Here is a 22829-nt window from a genome sequence, read left to right on the forward strand (position 1 = left end):
GCACTGATCATGCATATCGACTGGTGGACCCTCCTGCTGCAGACCGTCAACGCGCTGGTGCTCGTGTGGCTGCTGGCGCGCTTTCTGTTCCGGCCGGTGGCGAAAATCGTGGCGGAGCGCCAGCATGCAGCCGCAGCGCTCATGGCCGATGCCGCCGCAGCCAAAGCTGCGGCCATCGTTGAACAGCAGAAGGCCACCGCTGAGTGTGCTGAACTTGCCGCGCAACGCACGCATCTGCTGGAAGCGGCGACGGCCGAAGCCGCGCAGCTCAAGACGTCGCTTGCGAACGCGGCCCGCTCCGAGGCGGACCAGATGCGCACGGCCGCGCAAACCGCCATCGATGCCAGCCGGCGCGAGGCCGCGTCAGCCGACTCCGATCGCGCATCGCAATTCGCACTCGATATCACCGCGCGGCTACTCGACCGCCTGCCCGCCGAGGCGCGGATCGCGGGATTCATCGATGGACTGGCGCGCGAGCTCGCTGCGCTGCCCGAGGCTACCCGCGCACAACTGACCGGCAACGATGATCCGGTCCATCTGATCGTGCCTCGCACCCTCAGCGGCGATGAACTGGCGGCATGTCAGACCGCGTTCACGAAGGCGCTCGGTCATCCGTTGCAGGTTCAGATCACAGTCGATCCCGCCGTGATTGCAGGGCTCGAACTGGAAGCGCCGCACGCACTCGTACGCAACAGTTTTCGCCACGATCTCGCCGGCCTTAAAGCGGAGCTCCTCAGCGCATGACACTCGACCGGCCTGACCCCGCCACGGCAGACAACGACTGGCTCGCCAGCAGCCGCGCCGCCCTCGCCCGCACTCAGTTTGCGCCGCAGGCGGAAACTGTCGGGCGCGTTGAACACGTGTCCGACGGCATTGCTTCCGTCTCAGGCCTGCCCGATGTGCGCCTGAACGAACTGCTGTGCTTCGAGGGCGGCCGGTTCGGCTTTGCGCTGACGCTGGACGCCGATGCTATTGGCGCGGTCCTGCTCGACGACGGCGATGCGATTTCCGCCGGCTCACGCGTCACCGGAACGGGCCGAGTGGTGGAAGTGCCGGTCGGTCCCGGACTGCTCGGGCGAGTGGTCGATCCGCTCGGCCGGCCACTCGACAACGACGAGCCCGTATCGGCTGAAACGCATTTGCCGATCGAGCGGCCGGCGCCTTCCATCATCGACCGGGATCTGGTCGCGCAACCGGTCGCCACAGGCATCCTCTTAATCGGTGCGCTGTTTGCAATCGGTCGCGGGCAGCGCGAACTGATCATCGGCGACCGGGCGACCGGCAAGACCTCGATTGCGATCGACACCATCGTGAATCAGAAGGACACCGACATGATCTGCGTCTATGTCGCGATCGGTCAGCGTGCGACCGCCGTGCAGCGCGTCATCGATGCCGTGCGCCGCCACGGCGCGCCCGAGCGATGCGTGTTCGTGGTCGCGTCGGCGGCAGCGTCGCCGGGATTGCAATGGATCGCCCCGTTCAGCGGTATGTCCATCGCCGAATATTTTCGCGACCGCGGGCAACACGCGCTCATCGTGATCGACGACCTGAGCAAGCATGCCGCGACGCATCGCGAACTCGCGTTGCTTACCCGCGAGCCGCCCGGCCGCGAGGCCTACCCCGGCGATATCTTCTACCTGCACGCCCGGCTGTTGGAGCGCGCTGCGAAATTGTCCAAGGAACTTGGCGGTGGATCGCTCACTGCATTGCCCATTGCGGAGACCGATGCCGGTAATCTGTCGGCTTACATTCCGACCAACCTGATCTCGATTACCGATGGGCAGATCATGCTCGACGCCGCGCTGTTCGCGGCCAACCAGCGCCCCGCCGTCGATGTCGGCCTGAGCGTGAGCCGGGTCGGCGGCAAGGCGCAATTGCCCGCATTGCGCAAGGTATCGGGGCGTTTGCGGCTCGACTACTCGCAGTTCCTGGAACTCGAGATGTTCACGCGTTTTGGCGGCGCGATGGAGCCAAGGGTCAAGGCACAAGTAGATCGTGGCCAGCGGATTCGCGCGTTGATTACACAGCCGCGTTTTGCGGCGCTGCGTCCTGTCGATGAAATCGCGCTCCTGGCCGCGCTCGCCGATGGCGTGTTCGATGAAGCGCCGGTCAGCTGCATTGCGACGGTTCGCGGGAGACTTGCGGCACATCTGGACGTGCACGGTGCGCCTGCCGCGAGCGCTGAGCTGGTTGCAACGGGGACGCTCGGCGAGGCCACGTTGACCGCACTGATAGCCGCCGTACGCGATCTTGCAGTGCAAGTTAGCGCCGCGCCTGAAGCCGGGCACACGAACGAAACCAAACCCGAAGCCGCTTCAACATGAGCAATAAACTCAGCGAAGTTCAGGCGCGGATGAATGGCGTGCACGGGCTCGAATCGGTGGTCGGCGCAATGCGCGGTATTGCTGCGGCGCGCTCGCGTGAAGCGCGCAGCCGGCTGGATGGCATCCGGGCCTGCGCGCGGATTGTCGGCGCGGCAATTGGCGATGCGCTACTTCTGATCGACGATCACGCGTCGCGGGAAACCACAAGCGCGGACGCGCAGCATGACACGGCCATGGTGATCGTCCTGTGCGCGGAACAGGGTTTTGTCGGCACGTACAACGAACATGTGATCGATGCAGCGCTTGCACCAGCTGCTGCAAATGCTCAGTCTTCATCGACGGAATACCTGCTGCTCGGTGACCGCGGGATCGTGGCGGCAACAGAACGCGGGTTGAACATCGGCTGGTCTGCACCCATGGTCACTCATGCCGGCGAAGTGCCCGCACTCGCCGATCGCCTCACCCATATTCTGTTCCAGCGACTGGTCGCCGGGCAGACCACTCGCGTGAGTGTGATTCACGCTACACCGAACCCAACCGCCTCCGTCCAGACCGTCGAGCAGACCCTGCTGCCGTTCGATTACGGGCGCTTTTCGGCTAATTCATCGGCACCGTCTCCCACAAGCGCGCGCCGCAACCCACCGCTTATCAACCTCGCGCCAAAGCAGTTGTTATCGCAACTCGCGGAAGAATACATCTTCGCGCAGCTTTGCGAAGCCATCATGCTGTCGTTCGCCGCCGAAAACGAAGCGCGCATGCGGGCGATGATCGCTGCACGCACGAACGTCCATGACAAGCTCGACGCATTGACCGGCGATTATCGCCGGCTGCGACAAGAGGAGATCACGTCGGAGATCGTGGAGCTTTCTGCAGGAAGCGTCGCCGCCGGCAGACCGTCAAAAAGACCGCGCCCGCGCACTGTGCCGGACACCCCCCCTTCCTTCTGATACCACCACGCCATCATGGACGAGCCTTCCCAGGAATACGATGCAGAGGGCCGCGATCCGGTGATCGGCCCCACCAAACCGCATTTGCTCGGCGTGCTGGGCCCCGGCCTGATCACAGGCGCCTCCGACGACGATCCCAGCGGCATCGCGACCTATAGCCAGGTGGGCGCGGCCTTCGGGTATGGACTGTCGTGGACGCTGTTGTTCAGCTACCCGCTCATGGTCGCCATCCAGATGATCAGCGCCCGCATCGGGCGCACGACGGGACACGGCATAGCCGGGGTGTTGCGCCTGCACTATTCAACGTGGCTGCTGCAGTGGGTCGTCGCGCTTCTGCTGATCGCGAATATAGTCAATCTGGGCGCGGACCTGGGAGCCATGGCCGATGCCCTCGCGCTGTTGCTGCCCGGTCCCAAGTGGCTCTACGTGCTGCTGTTCTCGGTGATCTGCGTTGCCATGCAACTGCTGCTGCAATACACGCGTTATGTGGCAGTGCTGAAGTGGTTCACGTTGTCGCTGTTTGCGTATTTCGCCGTGCTGGCAGTGGCGCACGTCAACTGGGGCCAACTCGCGAGCAACATGGTCCTGCCAAGGCCCGTGTGGACATCGGCATATCTCACTGCCGTCGTGGCGGTGTTTGGCACCACGATCAGCCCGTACCTGTTCTTCTGGCAATCCGACGAAGAAGTCGAGGACATGCACGTACATCCCCGTCGACTCGATCTATTCGATGCCCCCGAACAGGGTCCCAAGGCGCTGCGCCGTATCGAGGTCGACACGCTCGCGGGCATGGGACTGTCCAACCTGGTCGCGCTTGCCATCCTCGCAACGACGGCGGCGACGCTCCACGCGGGCGGTATCGTTGACATCGAAACGTCGGCGCAAGCGGCGCAAGCGTTGCGGCCCATTGCAGGCCCGTTCGCCGCGCTGTTCTTCACGGTCGGGCTGATTGGAACCGGTTTGCTGGCCGTGCCTGTTCTTGCGGGATCGGCGGCCTATGCGATTGGTGAAGCGCGGAACTGGCCGGTGGGCTTCACGCGCAAAATGCAGGAAGCGAAGGCTTTTTACGTGACTATCGCAGTGGCTACGCTGATCGGCATGATCATCAACTTCACGTCGATCAACCCGATCAAGGCCCTCTACTGGAGCGCCGTGCTCAACGGCGTCGTCGCCGTGCCGGTCATGTTCGTGATGATGAAAATAGTGTCGCGTCCGGACATCATGGGGAAGTTTGCGGCCAAGGGGTGGTTGCGAGCGCTGGGCTGGATGGCAACGGCGGTCATGCTGGTGATCTCGGTGGCCATGGTGGTGACGTCGATCTGAAGTGGTGCTCTCGCGGCTCCGCGGGTGCGCGAATTGCTATTGAGCGCGTGTTTCCTGGCCACTTCCCGCACCGCGCCGCCTTGTCTTACACTCTTCTATCGACGTGATTGATCGAGGTCATTACCCGCCACAACGAGTTAGCCACGCAATGCAAACGGGGAAACGCGATACCCGCCGTCGCGGCGTCTTAGCTCAGACGAAAACTCCTTCCACTTTTATTTTGGGTCTCAAATGAAATTCAAGGACTATTACGAAGCCTTGGGAGTCGAGCGCACCGCGACACTCGCGGACATCAAGAAAGCCTACCGCAAGCTCGCTCACAAATATCATCCCGACGTCTCGGCCGAACCGGACAGCGAAGCGAAGTTCAAGGAGGTCGCCGAAGCCTATGCCACGCTGAAAGACCCGGAAAAACGCGAAGCCTACGACAACCTCGGCAAACACCCGGCCGGCGAGTCCTTCACGCCGCCACCGGACTGGCAGCAACATTTCCATACAGGCGATGCCGGTCTCGACGATGTCGACCTCGCCGATCTATTCGCAGCCTTTGGCCGTGGCGGCGGCAGCGGCGGCGCTCATCGCAGACAAAGCTTTCCAGTGCTCGGGCAGGACTATGAAATCGCCGCGCCGGTGTCGCTTGAGCAGATCCATCGCGGCGACGAGATCGAGCTGAGTGCCGGACTTCCCGAGTTCGACGCCAACGGGCTCGCGCATCACGTGCCGCGGACTTTTCGGATCACCATTCCCAAGTCAGCGGCCAACGGCCAGCGCCTGCGACTAGCCGGCAAGGGCGGCCCGGGCTTTAATGGGGGGCGCCCCGGCGACTTGTATGTGTCGCTTCAATTGCAGCCTCACCCGCTCTATCGGCCCGATGGCCGCGACCTCTACATCGATCTGCCGCTCGCGCCCTGGGAAGCCGTCTTGGGGGCCAGCGTACACGTCCCGACCCTGGCGGGAACGGTAGAACTCAGCGTGAAACCGGGCACGACCGCAGGCCAGAAATTGCGGCTCGCCAAACGCGGGCTGGCATCGGCCGATGGCAACGTCGGCGCGCTCTACGCCGTTGTCAGGATAGAAGTGCCGAAGACGGTAAGCGCTCGTGAACACGAGCTGCTGGAACAACTGGCGGCGGCATCGACCTTCAACCCGCGCGCACATTTCGCGTAAGGAGAAAAGCCATGAGCACACCATTGAGCGAGTCGGTCTGGCTTAACGACGTGGACGTTTGCCAGGTTGAATATCTGGCGGAGGCATCGGGTTTATCGATTGAGGAAATTGAAGACCTCGTCGATACCGGCATCATCAAGCCCGCTGAGACCGGCACTTCCGCCCGCATGTTCCAGTTGCGTTATGTCGTGACGGTGAAGACCGCAAGGCGGCTGCGCGACGACTTCGAACTCGATCAGCGAGGGCTTGCGCTGGCGTTATCGTTGTTGCAACGCATAGAGGAACTGCAAGCTGAAATACACGCAACGAAGGCACGGCTAGGGCATCCGCGATAATCGCTTAGCGTTCGGTACATGGCTAACTGCGGACGCTCCTAGCCATGTACCGGTGCAACGTAACCCGAAGGAACCCTCGCGCGCCTGCCGCGTCAGGACAATTCTTTCGAATTGCCTGCGGCCATCGGCCGATCATCTTGCGCAACGTCGACGACAACCACCGGCGGAGGTTCGCTCATCCACGCTTCCAGTAGTGTCGATGCCACCGCCAGGATGACCGGGCCAACGAACAAACCGACGATCCCGAACGCGAACATGCCGCCCAACACGCCGGCCAGGATCAACAGCATCGAAAGATTGACGCCGCGCCTGATCAGAATGGGCCGCAGCAGACTGTCGAGCATGGCGACCGCGACCGACCAGACCAGCAGCAAGATGGCGGCGACGGTTGAGTCGTGCATGAAAAGCCATGCGACACCGCCGAGCAGGGGCAGCAACGGCCCGATCTGCGCGAGGCACAACATGAGCATGACCGCGGTCAATATTCCGGCGGCAGGAACGCCTGCTATCCACAAACCGATCCCGCCCAGCGCCGACTGCGCCACCGCTGTCACGACAATCCCGAGCGCGACCGCGCGAATTGCCAGCCCCGCCAGCTTGACCGCTGCCGCGCCGCGTTGCGCAGCAAGCCGGGTGGCGAAACGGGTTACGAAACGACCCGCTGCTTCGCCCTGGCTATAGAGAATGCCCGCGATAATAATGGTGACGAACATGTGAATCACGAACACGCCTACAGCGGCTGCATGACCGAGCATCCAGCGCGCAACAATCGTCAGATACGGTTCGAGTTTCGCAAGAATGCCGCCCGGCCCGGCGTCCGACAACGTCTGCCACTCATGCGCGGCGCGCTGCCCGGCTAGCGGAATATCGCCGACCCAGCCAGGCGGAGGCGGCAGTGCGTAGGTGGGCAGAAGCTTGATGGTCCCCATTATGTCGGCCGCGTGTATGGCCAGTGTCGAAATGGCTTCGTAGAGCGGCAGTGCAATCACGACCAGCAGGATGAGCAACATGATTCCCGTTGCAATCCATCGGCGATTGCCGACGCGGCGCTGTATGGCGAGCATCACGGGCCAGGTCGCAACAACAATAGTTGTCGCCCAAATAAGCCCCGGAATAAACGGCCGCAAGATATAAAGACTGCCAATCGTCAACGCCGACAGGATGACGATCACGAACAGAATGCGGGCAATATCGATGGGGGGACGCGGGGTCGTTTCATTCATTTCGTGCTCCTGACAAGGATATTCTGGCTGTGCCTGAACGCGCGTTCCAAACCGCGAAAGGTTGCCACAGGTGCGCGGAGGAGCGACTTTGACAGGGTTCGCGCCGGATGTCCATAAACCTCTGCGGACGAACGCGGCGATGTTCCAGGGCCGCGCCCGGACGCGTCAGGCCTCGGCAGTCGACACCTTGTTCCGGCCGGTCGCCTTCGCGTTATACAAGGCTTCATCGGCGGCCTTGATTACGGTTGTCAGGTCGTCGTCCATCTGCGGTTCACGGCTGACCGCGCCAATACTGGCCGTCACGCAACCATACTCGCTCCCCACGTGCTCGATATGACAAGCGCAAATTGCGGAGCGGATCTTCTCTGCAATCAACGAAGCGCCTAGCGCCGAGGTATCGGGAAGCACAACAATAAACTCCTCGCCCCCATAGCGCGCGGCGCTGTCGGCCGGACGCCGGATGTTGGCCGCAATACAGCGTGCGACCGCCGCGAGGGTATCGTCGCCGGCTTGATGACCGTAGGTGTCGTTATAAGCCTTGAATCGATCGATATCGACAAACAGCAGCGACAGCACACTCTGCGAACGTTTCGCGCGACGCCACTCGAGATCAAGTATCTCGCCAAGGCTGCGGCGGTTGTTCAATCCAGTCAGACCGTCCGTCCTCGCGAGCAATTCCAGCGCGGACTCAGCCCGCATGCGCCGCCGCAACTGCATCCCGAGCAGAATGGAAAGCGCGATGAACGCCGCGCCGAACACGCCCATCAACGACCCGATTGTGAGTGCCCGGCGCCGCCATGAAGCGTAAATATCTTCCTCCGACGCCGCCGCCATGATGATGAGCGGCGCCCGTGGAAAGTTGGCAAACCAGTACAGCCGGCGAGTGCCATCGATAGACGATTTTTCGCTGAAGCTGCCGTCACGCGCTAATAAAAACTGCTTGAACGTGGCGGCATCCTTGATGTTCCGCCCGATAACCTTGGGGTCGTAAGGCTGGCGCATGAGCATTGCGCCGTCGCGTCCGATCAGCGAAAGCGAGCCGTGCGGGCCGAGCGCCAACCCGGCGAACAGGTCGTGAAAGTACGCAATATTCACCGCCAGAAGCACGATTCCCGCAAACGATCCGTCCGGGTTGGAAAGCCGCCTGCTCAGGCCGATACTCGGCGTGCCGTTGCGCAAGCGAGACAGGTACGGATCGCTTATGTAGAGACCTGCATGGGGGTTGTCGCGTTGAATCGTGAAATATGACCGGTCACTGAAATTACCGGCTCTTGGTATGTCGCCGCCTGAATCGATGACGACGTTGCCGGCCGCATCCATTACCAGCATCGAGCCAAGATATTTCGCGCTGGCTGCGCGGTCGAAGAGGACTTCCCGGCGCATGTGAGGCGGGAGGGCCATGACGTCGGATTGTTGAAGCCCGTCGACCACGGCTTGCAGCGACAGTTCGTAGAGTTCGAGATTGCGTTCTATGTCGCGCTGTGCAATGACGGCGATGTCGCGCAAAGTGTCGCGGGTGTGCTCCAGCGCATCCTGACGGCTTTGATACAGGACCAACGCGCATAGGCCCACCATGACAATTGCAACAAAAATGCCGCACGAAGCGACAGCAGCGGATGTCGACAACCCGCGCTTGATGCGGCTCACCAGGCTGACGCAGCTTGCTTGCTCTGCTTTTATCATTGTGGTTGCGGTCTTTCCAACTTGATAGAGGGGACCGTATTCGTCCCTGGTCCCGCGGATCAACCTCGACGCATCCGCGGATCTCACGTTCAACTAATGTCTGACCGACATCCCGCCAGCGAACCTCCACTCCAGGGGAATCATTACCCGGTCACATCTCGCGTCACTATTGCCACTATCAGTATTACTACTAGTTCCCGGCCGGCCGGTTCATTTGCCATGCCGTTATGCACACGCCATTATTGGCGGACGGGTTTCCAACGGAGAATGTGCAACCGGACAACTCACCGGCTGTTTCACCCCGTGTTTCCCGTGTTATGGATCATATTCCATCAACCCTGTGCCCGGTGTGTTCGTGAAAAACCAGGCTCATAAGGAGGCGTCGATGTTTCAACGGCTATATCAATTCCATGACGAGTCGCAAGACACTCAAGAAGTGGCGAGTGCCGGCAAGATTGCGGCGATTGTCGCAGCACTGACTATTCCCACCATTGCACGTTCGGAGCTTGATTACCACACCTTGCCCGTCGACCTGGAAGCAAAACTCGTTGGTTATCTCCACGGATTTTGCGTGCCGATCTGCGCGGCGTGGCAAATCGATAACGCCGACGTGCAACTCGCCGCCACCGGCCTCGTGATCAATTTGATTTTTCCCAATAGTCAGGCTTCGCTCAGCTATTGCGTCGACAGCGCGATCCTGCGCTCGGAGGCCTTCAGCAAAGGCGTGGAGGCAGGCCATAGCGATGCCGAACTTTATCGCGCCACGGGACATAAAGGCACCGCGTTACTGCAGATCCTGGCAAGCGATTTCCGGGGGTTTTGCGACTATTCCAAAGTGGCTGCAGGCGTGCCCGCGTAAGTCGATGTAAGCCTCTGCGGTTATGTGGCTGGCACTCGGGGAATCGAAGCGAAACGACGCTTCGAGGGATGAGTGCTGCCCGTCGTTTGAAGTTGATCGCCGGCCGGGCATTTAGTACGTGCATCCTGAAGACTCGTTGCCATCGCGGTATTTGATCGTCTGCACGCCGGCCGGATTCGATGACTTCGTCGCCGCTTGCGCCGACGCGCAGGCAGGTCCGGTCACGCCCGCTCCGCCGCTACCGGAGGATATTGGCCGCATGCGTGAAGCCGCGCCGCGGTTTGGGATTACGTTGTTGCCGGATGGTGGGCGGGGGTAGTACGCGGGGGTAGTACGCGCGGTTGGTGACGATTGGGGGTTCACCGAGCAAGGCGCATAAACACCATCCGCTAACGTGTGAGATTTGGGCGCGTAAGCGCATGGCCCAGCACCGCAAACCCCAGAACTGCACGTAATCCGGCACAAACCCCGGCACGCTTATAATCGTGCGCGGCAATGGGCTGGGTACAGCGCTTCGGTAAGGCCATGGTTCGCTTGCTCTACAGCGACCGCAAACCGCTTAGTGCGTGCGATGTTGGCAAACACCTGACTTTCTGGCTCAACTTGCTGGCTCAATCACCTGCCCAAGCCTGTCAAAGCTCAAGCCGCGACTCAGCACAGATAAAAACTAACCGGCGCGGCATGGTTCGCGCAGGCAACCCCCATCGACTGAAAGAGTAATCATGACCATCTCCATGTACAGCACGTCCGTCCCGGTTTTCAAGCAGATGCTGACCGCCCTGTCCGACGTGCTCAAGAAAGCGGAAACGCACGCGACAGAGAAGAACATTGACCCAAATGCGCTCCTCCAGGCACGTTTGTTCCCGGACATGTTCCCGCTGGTTCGCCAGGTCCAGATCGCCGCTGACTTCACCAAAGGCGTGACCTCGCGTCTGGCCGGCGTGGACGTGCCGTCGTGGGCCGATACCGAAGCGACGTTTGCCGATCTGCAGGCATTGGTGGCCAAGGCGCTGGCTTACATCGGCACGTTCGAGGCCGCGCAATTCGAAGGCAGTGAAAACAAGGAAATCGTGCTGCGTCCGGGTACGCCGAAAGAGAAGAAGCTGGCCGGCAGCGCCTATCTGCAACACTACGGCCTGCCCCAGTTCTTCTTTCACGTGACGACCGCGTATGCAATCCTGCGCCACAACGGTGTGGATATCGGCAAGCGCGACTACATGGGCGCTTATTAATCCAGCCCATTCGAATCGGGCCGCAGAACGGATTTAATACAGTCCGTTGCGGTCCGCCTGACCGCCAGTCGGCGGGTCAAAGATCGTAAGCTCAACCGCTCAGAAGGTCTGCCATTCCGGATCTTTGGCCACCACCGGCGCGACTCTCGCAGCAGCGGCCGGCCGTGTCGCGGCCTTGATTGTGGCCTTGATCGCGGGCTTGATCTTGCTTGCCGGACGACTCGTTGCCGGCGTTGCTCGGAAGGTCGTGACCGCTTGTGCAACCGGATCGGAAGCACTGATCCGGAACACCGAGACGAGCTCGCGCAAGGTGCTTGACTGTGCCGCCATCGACTGCGCGGCCGCGGACGCTTCTTCAACCAGCGCCGCGTTCTGCTGCGTCACCTCATCCATCTGCCCGACCGCCTGATTGACCTGCTCGATGCCGGTGTGCTGTTCACCCGACGCCGCGCTGATCTCACCCATCAGGTCCGTCACGCGCTTGACCGACTGAACCACTTCGCCCATCGTGCGCCCGGCTTCGTCAACCAGTTGCGAGCCGACATTCACCCGCTGCACCGACGCGCTGATCAGGTCCTTGATCTCCTTGGCCGCCGACGCGCTGCGCTGAGCCAGCGTCCGCACTTCGCCTGCCACCACGGCAAACCCGCGGCCCTGCTCACCGGCGCGCGCCGCCTCAACTGCCGCGTTCAGCGCAAGGATGTTCGTCTGGAATGCAATGCCTTCGATCACCGTGATGATCTGGGCCACCTGTTCCGAGCTGCTGGAAATTTCGCTCATCGTCTGGACCACGCGATTGACGACCTCGCCTCCGCGCACAGCCGTCTCCGACGCGTTGGCAGCCAGCGAATTACCTTGCAACGCATTTTCCGCATTCTGCTTAACCGTCGCGGTAAGTTGCTCCATGCTCGCAGCGGTTTCTTCGAGCGAAGCCGCCTGCTCTTCCGTGCGCTGGCTGAGATCCGTGTTGCCTGCCGCAATTTGCGCGGAACCGGTGGCGATGCTGTCGCTGCTGTTGCGCACGCGGCCCACTACATCGACTAGCCGCTCGTTCATGTGACGCATCGCGGCCAGCAAGAGACTGGTTTCGTCCTTCCCCGATACCTCGATATCCGCGGTCAGGTCACCCTTGGCGACGGTCTCGGCGATCACGACAGCGCGTCCGATCGGCGTGGTAATGGAGCGCGTGATCAGCCAGCCAATCGCGATACCCGCGAACACCGCGACAGCGATCAGCAAGCCCGTGCTCACAATGGCGCCGTCATAAGTCGATGCAGCGCGCGCAACCTCACCTTCCGCGCCGGTGCGGTTGAGTTCGATGTCGGTTTCGATCAGCTTGAGCATGTCCGTGAACGCGGCGCCCGCTTCGCCGCTCGAGAGCGCACGAGCGTCGCTGAATCCGGCGTCGCCTTTGTCGGCCAGGTCGAGCAACTTCGCGTCGATAGCCGCATAACGCGCCCACGCGGTTTTGATGTTATCGAAGAGTTGGCGTTCTTCAGGCGACGACACCAGCTTCTCGTATTTCGTGAACACTGCCTGAAGCTGGGCGACGGAGGCGTCGTGCGACACGCGCTGTTCCTGCTTTTCCTTTGGGTCGGCCGCGAGGATAGAACGCAATGTCGTGCGACGCACGTTGTTCGCATACGCCTGCATCTTGCCGGCAGCCTGGACGCTGGGTAGCCAGTCATTACCCAGCTCGAGCGTGCCGGAATAGATGTGCGACGCCTGCCAAAGGGTCAATCCGCCAACTGCGCATAACAACAGCAGAATGGCCGCGAAACCCGCGCCCAGCCGGGTGCCTATCTTGAAGTTACTCAAATTCATCTAATGCTCCATGTGATCAACGATGAACACGATTACGGAGCATTCGAGACTTCCTGAAACAACCTTTCAGTTTTTCATTTATGAAGTTAAAACGTATGAAGAATAACGCGCTTCTGTAAGCCGTTGAATCTAATCGGTAATGTCAGGCGTGAATCGGGGCGGCAGGCTCCCGGGATACTTGAGATTTCGGAAGAAATAACTTCTTCGGTTTCCACGAGCGGACAATATCGACGATTTCTACCCAAAAGCACCATTTCCGAGTGCTTCCTCCTTAATCGTCCGGCTCGGGAAATAATTCTATATTTCTTACAATAACTTGCCATTTACACTACATGAGTTGCGATAACTCGCGTGAAATTGCAACGGGTCGACAATTACCAACCAATAGCACCCATGAAGATGCACGATCGTTCAGGTTTCGTCGATCTCCGGTGGCGGTTGCGCAAATAATTGCGCGCAAAGTTCGCGGCCCGCTTCGCTTAATACGGCCGTGGGCGGATTCGCGGTGTTTGCGGCAATTTCACCATCCGCGCCGGCGTTTTCGGGCGGGGCCAGCAACGCTGCGTCGGACAGTGCAGTCAGGTGACGAATGAGGCTGCTCATCGGCACACCCGATTGCTTCGATAACTTCGCGAGCGACCATGCCCGCCCTGGCGTCTCCTGCGCCGCCCGCCACAATTGCGCGAGGATCGCGATTAGCGCCGGATCGATCTCGTCGTTCATATCTTTGTCCCCTACGATTTAATTTTTGATGCCTCTGATTTTTTCGCGCGCCATGCCCGCGACCAGTTCGCCCAGCGTCTTCACCGCCGCTTCCGTCTGCGCGTTCCAGGGATAACTGTAGTTGAGCCGGATGAAATGACGGAAGGCATCGCGCGATGAAAACATCGTGCCCGGCCCGATAGTGATCCCGAGTGCGAGCGCTGTTTCGTAGAGCTGCATCGAGTCGACATCATCAGGCAACTGGACCCACAGCACATACCCTCCCATGGGCGTGGACGTGTGCGTGCCGGCGGGAAAGAAACGCTTGACCATCGCGATCATGAGGCGCGCCTGCTGCCGGTACACCTTGCGCACATGCCGCAGATGACGGTCGTAACCGCCCTGCCGCAGATAGTCCGCCACCGCGACCTGCGGCACCGACGGCGTGGTCAGCGTGTTCAGGAACTTGAGCTTTTCCACCTCGCGGCGATAGCGGCCGGGCATCGCCCAGCCGATCCGGTACGACGCCGTAAGGCTCTTCGAAAACGACGCGCAGTGCAAGACCAAACCCTTTTTATCGAAGTTCTTGAGCGCGGACGGCCGTGCTTCGCCGTAGTACAACTCCTGGTACACATCGTTTTCGATCACCGGGATTTCGTGCGCGGCGAGCAGGTCGACGAGCCGCTCCTTGTTGGCATCGGACATCACGAAACCCAGCGGATTCTGGAAATTCGGCATCACCATGCAAGCGGCAATCTTATGTTCGCGGATGATGACCGCGAGGGCGTCGATGTCGATGCCTTCGGCCGGATGCGTCGGCACTTCGATTGCCCGCATGCCGAGGCGCTCGATGGCGTGGAGCATCGCGTAATACGTTGGCGATTCGACCGCGACGGTATCGCCCGGTTTTGCGACGGCTTGCAGGCTCAGGTTGATCGCCTCGGTGGCGCCGACGGTGATGATGATCTCGTCGGGATCCACGGGCACGCCGTTCTCCGCATAACGACGCGCAATCTGGCGGATCAGTTCGGGGTTGCCGGGCGGCAGGTCGTCCATCAGGTTCCAGCTTGAATGCCGCCGTGCAATGGCGTTCGCCAGCTGGTTGATGCGACGCCAGGGAAACAGCGACGGGTCCGGATAAGGCGACCCGAGCGGCGTGGCGTCCTGCGAACGGATGGAGCGGAGCGTGGACAGCACGAGGCGGCTGACATCGACTTTCGATGCAACCGGCGGTGGCTGCGACGCCGCCTGACTAACGGCTTGCGGAGCAGGCAGTTCGCGCACGAAATAGCCCGACTGCGGCCGGGTTTCCAGCACGCCCCGGCTTTCCAGCAACGCGTAGGCGTGCAGGACCGTCTTGATGCTGAGCCCATGTTGTGCACTCGCCTGACGCACCGACGGCACGCGTTCGCCCACCGCGAACACTCCGCGGCGCACGGCTTCCTCGATCTCGGCAGCCAGTTTTTCGTAAAGCGTCAAGGTTGATATATGAGCAAAGGAGTTGACCGGGCAGGCTTATAAGTCCGGCAGATACCCAACTGTACTCCTCGCCTATCTATTTTTCTGTATACCGCATTATTTTCGGAACACAGTAGCCTTGCCTCATTGGTGAAAACCCTCATGAATCTGCGGCAGGCATTGTGAAAAAAACCGAACCTCGCATTGAACCGTACACGCACCCCGCAGCCGGCTGGGGCGCGCTCAAGTATGTGGCCCTCAATCTCCTGAAGGAGAAGGTCTCGGGCGGAAATTACCGCACGCTGTTTGGCCAGAACCAGCCGGACGGCTTCGATTGCCCCGGCTGCGCGTGGCCGGATCGCGAGCACGCGTCCACATTCGAGTTCTGCGAAAACGGCGTGAAAGCCGTGGCTGCCGAGTCCACCAGCAAGCGCGTCACGCCGGCGTTCTTTGAAGAACATACCGTCGAACAGTTGATGGCGCAGTCGGACTACGAGCTGGAACAGCATGGCCGCCTGACCGATCCGCTGGTCTACGACGCCGCGCGCGACCGCTACGTGCCCATCGCGTGGGACGACGCGTTTGCGCTGATCGCGGACCATCTGAATCGCCTCGATAACCCCGATCGCGCCGCCTTCTATACCTCGGGCCGCGCGAGCAACGAAGCCGCGTTCCTGTACCAGTTGTTCGTGCGGATGTACGGCACCAACAACTTCCCCGACTGCTCGAACATGTGCCACGAAGCCACGAGCCGGGGTCTGCCGGGAACAGTGGGCGTGGGTAAGGGAACCGTCACGCTTGAGGATTTCGAACACGCCGATACCCTGCTGCTCTTCGGCCAGAATCCGGCGACGAACCATCCGCGGATGCTCGGAGAGCTGCGTGAGTGCGCGAAGCGCGGCGCCACGATTGTCTCGATCAATCCGCTGCGTGAACGCGGTCTCGAACGTTTCGCAAGCCCGCAGCATCCGGTGGAGATGCTTACCGGCGGCAGCACGAAGATCAGTTCGGTTTTCATCCGGCCGAAGATCGGCGGGGATTTTGCGTTGATCAAAGGCGTGGCGAAACGCGTGATCGAACTCGACGATGCCGCGCTTGAGCAAGGCTTGCCACGCGTGCTCGATCTTGAGTTCATCGCCGAGCACACGGTGGGTTTCGATGCCTTCGCCGAGGACCTGCGCGCCGAAAGCTGGGATGCGATCGTCGCGGAATCGGGCGTGCCGAAAGACGAAGTCCTGCAACTCGCCGATATCTACGCACGCGGCCGCGCGGTGATATCGACATGGGGCATGGGTCTGACGCAGCACAAGAACTCGGTGCCGACGGTGCAACTCCTGTCGAACCTGATGATGATGCGCGGGAACATCGGGCGGCTGGGTGCGGGACTGTGTCCGGTTCGCGGGCATTCGAATGTGCAGGGCGACCGCACGGTTGGCATCGAAGAGCAGCCGACGCAAGCGTTCCTCGACCGGCTTGGCGCCGCGTACGACTTCGAGCCGCCGCGCGAACATGGGTACGACGTGGTCGGTTCCATTGAAGCGATGCTTGCCGGCAAGCTGAAAGTATTCATCGGGCTGGGCGGCAATTTTTCGATTGCGACGCCCGATACGCCGCGTGTATGGGAAGCCATGCGTTCGTGCGATTTAACTGTGCATATCACGACCAAGCTGAATCGCAGCCACTTGATTCATGGCCGCGATGCGCTGATCCTGCCGACGATGGGCCGTACGGAAATCGATATGCAGAACGGCGTGGCGCAAGGCGTGAGCGTGGAGGATTCCATGAGCATGGTGCACATTTCGTATGGCATGAACCGCCCTGCTTCGCCGAACTTGTTGTCGGAGATTGCGATTGTCGCGCGCATGGCGCTGGCCACGCTCGGCAGCGCGAAGGTGGACTGGCTCGCGCACGCGAACGACTATGCTTTGATTCGCGATGGCATCGAAAAAGTCATCCCGGGGTTCGAGAATTACAACGAGCGGCTCAAGCATCCGGGCGGGTTTCATCTGGGCGTGGCATCGCGTGACCGCGTGTGGATTACGCCGAGCGGCAAGGCGCAATTTTTGGTGCACGGCATTGAATTCGATACCCCGATTCATCGGGCGCGCACTGTTCATGGCGAACGGTTGATGACGCTTATGACCACCCGTTCACACGATCAGTACAACACGACAATCTATGGTCTCGATGACCGTTATCGTGGGGTATATGGGCAGCGGCGCGTGTTGTTCGCGAATCAGCTGGACATCGAGATGCTGGGTTTTGAAGCAGGTCAACGGGTCGATATCACTAGCGTTTGGGACGATGGTATTACGCGGCGAGCGGATAGCTTTTTGCTGGTCGCTTATGACATTCCGCGGGGATGTCTCGGCGCTTATTATCCGGAGACGAATCCGCTTGTGCCACTGGCAAGTGTTGCCGATGGCGCGGGCACGCCTACGTCAAAGTCTATTCCGGTTTTGTTGTGTGCAGCGGCAGAGGAGCAGCTTGTGGCTGCTTGATTGGCCTGGGGTTGGCGGTCAGGGGTGGTGCCGGGTTGCACGGGTTATGCGTTAGCGGTCGGAGTCAATGCCGGGTTGCTGCTTTCCAGGTCTTTGCGCGTTCGGTGTTAGCTGATTTCTTTATCACTATTAGCCACTGCGCGTGGCGGCGCGTCATTTCTTTTTCCAAAGCGAAAAAGAAACGAAGCAAAGAAAACGCTTTCACCGCTCTACCCTAAGTGTCCACAGCGTGCAGTTTTGATTCATGGGTACCCCAAAAGCACGGTGCTCGCCAGAGCTTAGGATGTTTGAACCCCTCCTTCTCGCGAATCCTGACAGTAACACGCTTCGCCCCGTACACTCTCGGGCAAGCACCCATGTTCCACGGACCAGCACGGCCTCACGTGCTTTTGAGATTTCATTTCTTTATAGCCTGATTGAGTAGTCCTCGCCGCCAGGCGAGGTGTGGCCGGCTTTGCGGATCAGGGCTTGAAGTGTATTTACTGCTTCAGTTTTTTGCGAACGGGCTGGTGGCTTGCAGTCATTTTTTCGGGCACGGCCTCACGTATTTTGGAGGCCTTGTTCCCTGAGCGGTTTCGCAGCATGTTTCGGCATGCGACCAATTCGGTGGTTGGTTCTAGGCGGATAGCGCGGGGTGTCCCTTGGGCAGGTTCAATCACTGGTGGCGAAGCGTGTGGGTATCCGTGTTCGGAGAAGGAGGGTTTCACACATCCGTGGCTCTTGCGAGCACCGTTCTTTTGGGGCACCCATGAATCAAAACTGCACGCTGTGGACACTTAGGGTAGTGCTGTTAAAAGCGCTTTCTTTGCTTCGTTTCTTTGTCGCTTTGGACAAAGAAATGACGCGCCGCCACGCGCAGTGGCTAATAGTGATAAAGAGAAAATCCAACATAAAACGCGCGAATGCTGGAAAGCAGCAACCCGGCATTGACCCTGACCGCTAACGCAGAAACCCGTTCAACTCGGCAATAAATCCGACCACTAACCTCCAAAACCCCAAGACCAAGCCCCCGTCCACCGGCGCGAGCAATCAACTCAAAAGAGTATATACTGTTTATACTTTTACCCAATTGGAGACTCCATGCCCGGACCCGCTACGAAGGCCCCTAGCAAGAAGGCTTTTCATTTCCCCAAGACCGCGGAAACGGCGTCTGCCGAGCCGACGGTAAGCAAACGCAAATCAATCGCCAAAGCAGTGGTCGAGGCAGCAAAGGAAAGTGAAGGTAAAGCGGTGCAAGCGCCCGCTAAATCGAAGGCTAAAGCAGCGCCCGTTGTGTCCGCCGCAGCCGAAGAGAAAGTGAAGCGGGCGAAAAAAGAAAAGGTCATTCGTGACAGCTTTACAATGCCCAAGTCCGATTACGACAAAATCGGCCTGCTGAAGCAAAAATGCCTCGCTAATGGCGTCCACGTCAAAAAAGGCGAGCTCTTGCGGGCGGGATTGCTCATACTTGAGCGCGCTAATATCGAACAACTCACTGCGGCTGTCGCCGCTGTCGAGACAGTCAAAACAGGAAGGCCAGGCAAGTCCTGAGCGTACCAGCCATCCTGAAGCGGCCATTTTTGTATTTCCGGCCGCGTCAGGATGCATCCAAAAACAGGTCGTGGGCATGAGACCATTAAGCGTAGCCTCTGCAAGCTTTGCAGAGTTCGATGACCTCAATGCCATCCTCGCGGCCGGCCACGCGCGCTTCGAAACGCGCACGGTGGGCGAAGTTCGCGCCGGCGCACAGTCCTTCCCAATCCTTACCGCCGCGATCGGATCGAACGATCCCGAAGCGCCCGCCATCGGCTTTTTTGGCGGCGTGCACGGCCTTGAGCGCATCGGTACGCAATTGATCCTCGACTACATGCGTGCGCTGCTACGGCGTCTCGAATGGGACGAGCTGCTGCACGAACAATTGCGTTCGGTACGGCTTGTTTTCATGCCGATCGTGAATCCAGGCGGCATGTGGGCACAAACGCGCTCGAATCCCAATGGCGTCGACCTGATGCGCAATGCCCCCCAAAGCGCTGAAGGACGCGTCCCCTTCCTTGCCGGCGGCCAGCGGATAGGTTCATGGTTGCCGTGGTATCGCGGTCCGGCCCAAGGTTCTCTGGAACTCGAGAGCGCCGCCTTGCTCAATGTCGTGAAGCAGGAGTTGATGACACGCCCGCTCAGCCTTGCACTCGACTGTCACTCAGGTTACGGCTGGGGCGACAGCATCTGGTTCCCTTACGCGCGAACCCGGCAGCAAATGCCCCATCTCCCCGAGATGTACCAGCTCAAGACCATGTTCGAGCAGGCGTATCCGCATCACGGTTACGCGTTTGAACCGCAGAGTCACCAATATTTGCTTCACGGCGACCTCTGGGACTGCGCCTACGACCAGACGCCGGCGCCAAACGTGTTCCTGCCAATGACCCTCGAACTGGGCTCATGGCGCTGGATCCGGAAAAATCCCAGCCAGATCTTTTCCCGCCTCGGCATGTTCAATCCGGTCAAGGCGCATCGCGTCGAACGGGTCTTGCGTCGTCACGCCAACTTCCTGGATTTCCTGACACGCGCGGCGTTTGCATCGAATAGATGGTTGCCCAAGGGCGACGTGCGAAAACAGATCCTCGAACGCGCCGTGGAACACTGGCAGCGCAAATCCCCACAATGAGCACGTGGATCCTGTTGCGCGGACTGACACGCGAAGGCCGTCACTGGGGCTCGTTTCCGGAGCAACTGCGCCTTGAAACAGGTTTCAATGGCGATGCCGACAACATCGTGCTGCTCGACCTGCCCGGAAACGGCCGTGAGAACGCGCTGAGCGCCCCGCTCGATGTAGAAGACATGGTGAAGTTCGTCCGGGCGCGGGCGGCCGATGCGGGGTTGCTGCCGCCGTATCGGCTGGTTGCCATGTCGCTGGGCGGCATGGTCGCGACCGGCTGGGCGCAGCGTCATCCGGAAGAGATCGAACGGCTGGTGCTGATCAACACCAGCATGCGGCCGTTCAGCGCCATGACCGAACGGCTTCGGCCCGAGGTTTGGCCCGCGCTCGTGCGCGCCGCTGCTTCATGGGCTGATCCTACGAAGTGCGAAACGATCATCCACGACCTGACGTGCAACCGGATGGACACTCAGGCTGATGACATCGCCGAGTGGATTGCGATCAGGCAAAGCGCCCCCGTGAGCGCTGCGAACGGTATGCGTCAACTGTGGGCCGCGGCACATTTTCGCGCCGATAGTCACGCGCCCGCTTGCCCTGCGCTGCTGCTCTCATCGAGGGCGGATCGGCTGGTCAATCCGGTTTGCTCCAAGCGCATAGCAACTCGTTGGGGTGTTGCCCACGCGGTGCACGCTTGGGCTGGCCACGATTTGCCTCACGACGATCCGGTCTGGACGAGCAAGGCGATTGCCGACTGGTTGCGCCACTTGCAAAGTCACGAAGATGAACCGCCGCTTGTGTCCGGTGGACAAGCAATTCTCTAGTCGACCTCAACCGCTTGAACATGGACTGATGTCTTCCCATGCTCACGCGGCTGATCGGTCCAGTGCGAACGATCTCTTATGATCGACCGCACCTATTAGTACGCATACCTATCAAGTATTCACGACTTCCACTTCCGCCGTCATCTCGCTCTTGACAGCCGGCGGCCCGGCAAACCGCGTTCTCACACCAAATCCATACCAGAACACGGCCATGACCGCGATGAGCAGCAAGCTGATGTAAAGCACCTTTTCATTAGGCGGCTGAATCCCGACATAAACAAGCACGGCCCCGCCGAGCACGGCCAGCGTCGCGATAGGCTTCGACCACATGCCCAGGTTGAACGGACCCTTGCGCACCCAGGTCTTGCCTTCGGCGTTCAACCCGGCCGCGACCGGCATGACATACGACACGTACAAGAACACCGCGCTGCCCGTCGAGAGCACGGCGAACGCGTCGCCGTACAAGGTCGCTGCAATCGCAAGAAGTGCCGATACCCAGATCGCGGCGCCCGGTGTGCGATGCGTATTGTTGACCTTCTTAAGCCAGTTCGACGCAGGCAGCCCACCGTCGCGCGCGAATGCATACATCATCCGTGAACATGACGTGAGGCAAGCCAGACCGCACAAATAGTTCGACAAGAAAATGCCGATACCAAGCGATATCCGCAACCACGCCGGCAAGGTACTGAGCAGCGCATTGAAGAACCCGCCGCCTTGCTTCACGCCTTCCTTGATGTCCGGCATCACGAGCAGGAACGCACAAACCATGATGTAGCCGAACAACGCCGACCAGAGCACGGCGCGCAGCATGCCCTTCGGTACATTGCGCGCCGCATCCTGGGTTTCCTCCGAGGTGTGCGCGGAAGCATCGAAACCGGTGATGGTGTAGATGGTCAGCAAAAGGCCCGACAAGAACGCCGCCAGCATGCCTTGCTTGGGCCACGCGCCGCCATCGAAACCGGTGAAGTTGCTGAAGTCGATAAGCCGCCCGAAGTCGAACGGCGTCTTCGAAAACCCGAGCAACGCCAGTGTCAGGAGCAGCGCGATAGCGAAGATCAGGTAGCCCGAAAGATCGGTCAGGATCGTCGTGATCCGGATACCGCTATGGTTGAGCCACGCCTGAGTCAACGTCACCGCCGCGATGAACGCAGTCTGGTGCCAGAACGTGAGCGAGTCGGGATTGATGCCGAACAGCGGCGCGATCAGCGTCTTGAAGAACGGATCGTAGACGCCGAAATTCACCGATGCCACCACGAAGATCAACCCAAGCAGGTTGAACCACGCAGTCGCCCATCCCCAGCCCTTGTTGCCGAGAATCGAACTCCAGTGATACAGGCCGCCAGCCGTCGGATAAGACGATGCAATCTGCGCCATTGAAGCGGCAACGACCATCGCAAAGAGCGCGCCGACCGGCCAGCCAATGCCGATGGACGCACCGCCCGTCGCGCTCAATGCCTGCGGAAACGCGGTAATGCCCCCTGCCAGGATGCAGATGATCGAGAACGATATGGCGAAGTTCGAGAAGCCGCTCATGCGGCGCGCCAGTTCCTGGGTATAACCCATGCTCTTGAGTTGCCGCGCGTCGTGGTCCAGCGCGGCGGAGGCGTCGGGCAGATTGACTGGTTCCATGTTTTTCCTCTTGCTCAGTTTGACTTCAAAGGGTTGAAGAACGTCGAAGGGACTGCTAAGGGACAAGACGCCCGACTAAAAACGGGAACGGCTGGAACGCAAGAAAAACATCTTCTACAAAGGGCTTGCTGCAAATTTCCGGATCGCTGCGACGCTTTATGCAGGCGTG

General features: G+C 60.3%; 20 protein-coding genes. 14 read left to right on the forward strand and 6 right to left on the reverse strand.

Annotated elements, in window-relative coordinates; all coding sequences use genetic code 11:
- Positions 1-9: 9 nt before the first annotated feature.
- From ACMX25_RS13190 to ACMX25_RS13215, 6 genes are all read left to right on the forward strand, one after another.
- Positions 10-744, forward strand: a complete 735-nt coding sequence (locus ACMX25_RS13190; protein ID WP_414950385.1) for a F0F1 ATP synthase subunit B family protein — start codon at positions 10-12, stop codon at positions 742-744.
- A complete protein-coding gene (locus ACMX25_RS13195) occupies positions 741-2324 on the forward strand; it encodes a F0F1 ATP synthase subunit alpha (protein ID WP_414950386.1) in 1584 nt (527 codons plus the stop codon). Before ACMX25_RS13190 ends, ACMX25_RS13195 begins: the two co-directional genes overlap by 4 nt.
- Positions 2321-3271: a F0F1 ATP synthase subunit gamma gene (locus ACMX25_RS13200; RefSeq protein WP_414950387.1), complete on the forward strand. Its 951-nt coding sequence runs from the start codon at positions 2321-2323 to the stop codon at positions 3269-3271. Before ACMX25_RS13195 ends, ACMX25_RS13200 begins: the two co-directional genes overlap by 4 nt.
- Positions 3272-3286: 15 nt before the next feature.
- Entirely contained in the window at positions 3287-4594 is a 1308-nt protein-coding gene (locus tag ACMX25_RS13205) for an NRAMP family divalent metal transporter (protein ID WP_414950388.1), read from the forward strand.
- A gap of 231 nt (positions 4595-4825) precedes the next feature.
- The gene (locus tag ACMX25_RS13210; RefSeq protein ID WP_414950389.1) at positions 4826-5761 is read left to right on the forward strand and encodes a DnaJ C-terminal domain-containing protein; all 936 of its coding nucleotides are present in this window, start codon (positions 4826-4828) and stop codon (positions 5759-5761) included.
- A gap of 11 nt (positions 5762-5772) precedes the next feature.
- Positions 5773-6096, forward strand: a complete 324-nt coding sequence (locus ACMX25_RS13215; RefSeq protein ID WP_414950390.1) for a chaperone modulator CbpM — start codon at positions 5773-5775, stop codon at positions 6094-6096.
- Positions 6097-6188: 92 nt separating this feature from the next.
- Here the strand turns inward: ACMX25_RS13215 and ydiK are convergent, their stop codons facing one another.
- Together ydiK and ACMX25_RS13225 are read right to left on the reverse strand one after the other, a co-directional pair.
- Positions 6189-7319, reverse strand: a complete 1131-nt coding sequence (ydiK, locus tag ACMX25_RS13220) for an AI-2E family transporter YdiK (RefSeq protein WP_414950391.1) — start codon at positions 7317-7319, stop codon at positions 6189-6191.
- Between the two features lie 165 nt (positions 7320-7484).
- Complete coding sequence (locus ACMX25_RS13225; protein ID WP_414950392.1) at positions 7485-9002, reverse strand: sensor domain-containing diguanylate cyclase; 1518 nt, start codon at positions 9000-9002, stop codon at positions 7485-7487.
- A gap of 385 nt (positions 9003-9387) precedes the next feature.
- Here ACMX25_RS13225 and ACMX25_RS13230 point away from each other — a divergent pair, with 385 nt between their 5' ends.
- From ACMX25_RS13230 to ACMX25_RS13240, 3 genes are all read left to right on the forward strand, one after another.
- On the forward strand, positions 9388-9861 hold the full coding sequence (locus ACMX25_RS13230) for a hypothetical protein (RefSeq protein ID WP_414950393.1): 474 nt from the start codon (positions 9388-9390) through the stop codon (positions 9859-9861).
- A gap of 118 nt (positions 9862-9979) precedes the next feature.
- Positions 9980-10180: a hypothetical protein gene (locus ACMX25_RS13235; RefSeq protein ID WP_414950394.1), complete on the forward strand. Its 201-nt coding sequence runs from the start codon at positions 9980-9982 to the stop codon at positions 10178-10180.
- Positions 10181-10583: 403 nt separating this feature from the next.
- Complete coding sequence (locus tag ACMX25_RS13240) at positions 10584-11093, forward strand: DUF1993 domain-containing protein (RefSeq protein WP_414950395.1); 510 nt, start codon at positions 10584-10586, stop codon at positions 11091-11093.
- Between the two features lie 99 nt (positions 11094-11192).
- Here ACMX25_RS13240 and ACMX25_RS13245 read toward each other — a convergent pair whose 3' ends face one another.
- The 3 genes from ACMX25_RS13245 to ACMX25_RS13255 form a co-directional block, all read right to left on the reverse strand.
- Positions 11193-12917 carry a methyl-accepting chemotaxis protein gene (locus tag ACMX25_RS13245; protein WP_414950396.1) on the reverse strand — a complete coding sequence of 575 codons (1725 nt, stop codon included), beginning with the start codon at positions 12915-12917 and terminating at the stop codon, positions 11193-11195.
- Positions 12918-13328: 411 nt separating this feature from the next.
- Positions 13329-13640 (reverse strand): ArsR family transcriptional regulator, encoded by a 312-nt coding sequence (locus tag ACMX25_RS13250; protein WP_414950397.1) that lies wholly within the window; start codon positions 13638-13640, stop codon positions 13329-13331.
- 18 nt (positions 13641-13658) lie between these two features.
- On the reverse strand, positions 13659-15098 hold the full coding sequence (locus ACMX25_RS13255; RefSeq protein WP_414950398.1) for an aminotransferase-like domain-containing protein: 1440 nt from the start codon (positions 15096-15098) through the stop codon (positions 13659-13661).
- Between the two features lie 161 nt (positions 15099-15259).
- On the opposite strand from ACMX25_RS13255, the gene ACMX25_RS13260 reads away from it, so the two are divergent.
- The 5 genes from ACMX25_RS13260 to ACMX25_RS13280 all read left to right on the forward strand — a co-directional run bounded on the left by ACMX25_RS13260 (position 15260) and on the right by ACMX25_RS13280 (position 21031).
- A complete protein-coding gene (locus ACMX25_RS13260; protein WP_414950399.1) occupies positions 15260-17578 on the forward strand; it encodes an FdhF/YdeP family oxidoreductase in 2319 nt (772 codons plus the stop codon).
- A gap of 748 nt (positions 17579-18326) precedes the next feature.
- Entirely contained in the window at positions 18327-18521 is a 195-nt protein-coding gene (locus tag ACMX25_RS13265) for a hypothetical protein (protein WP_414950400.1), read from the forward strand.
- A gap of 137 nt (positions 18522-18658) precedes the next feature.
- Positions 18659-19108 carry a hypothetical protein gene (locus tag ACMX25_RS13270; protein WP_414950401.1) on the forward strand — a complete coding sequence of 150 codons (450 nt, stop codon included), beginning with the start codon at positions 18659-18661 and terminating at the stop codon, positions 19106-19108.
- Between the two features lie 76 nt (positions 19109-19184).
- Positions 19185-20219 (forward strand): M14 family zinc carboxypeptidase, encoded by a 1035-nt coding sequence (locus ACMX25_RS13275; protein ID WP_414950402.1) that lies wholly within the window; start codon positions 19185-19187, stop codon positions 20217-20219.
- Positions 20216-21031 carry an alpha/beta fold hydrolase gene (locus tag ACMX25_RS13280; protein WP_414950403.1) on the forward strand — a complete coding sequence of 272 codons (816 nt, stop codon included), beginning with the start codon at positions 20216-20218 and terminating at the stop codon, positions 21029-21031. The genes ACMX25_RS13275 and ACMX25_RS13280 overlap by 4 nt, the downstream gene beginning before the upstream one ends.
- A 111-nt stretch (positions 21032-21142) precedes the next feature.
- Here ACMX25_RS13280 and ACMX25_RS13285 read toward each other — a convergent pair whose 3' ends face one another.
- The gene (locus tag ACMX25_RS13285; RefSeq protein WP_414950404.1) at positions 21143-22660 is read right to left on the reverse strand and encodes an amino acid permease; all 1518 of its coding nucleotides are present in this window, start codon (positions 22658-22660) and stop codon (positions 21143-21145) included.
- Positions 22661-22829: the final 169 nt, after the last annotated feature.

It is taken from the genome of Caballeronia eucalypticola (assembly GCF_047608185.1).
In the GTDB taxonomy this organism is placed as follows: domain Bacteria; phylum Pseudomonadota; class Gammaproteobacteria; order Burkholderiales; family Burkholderiaceae; genus Caballeronia.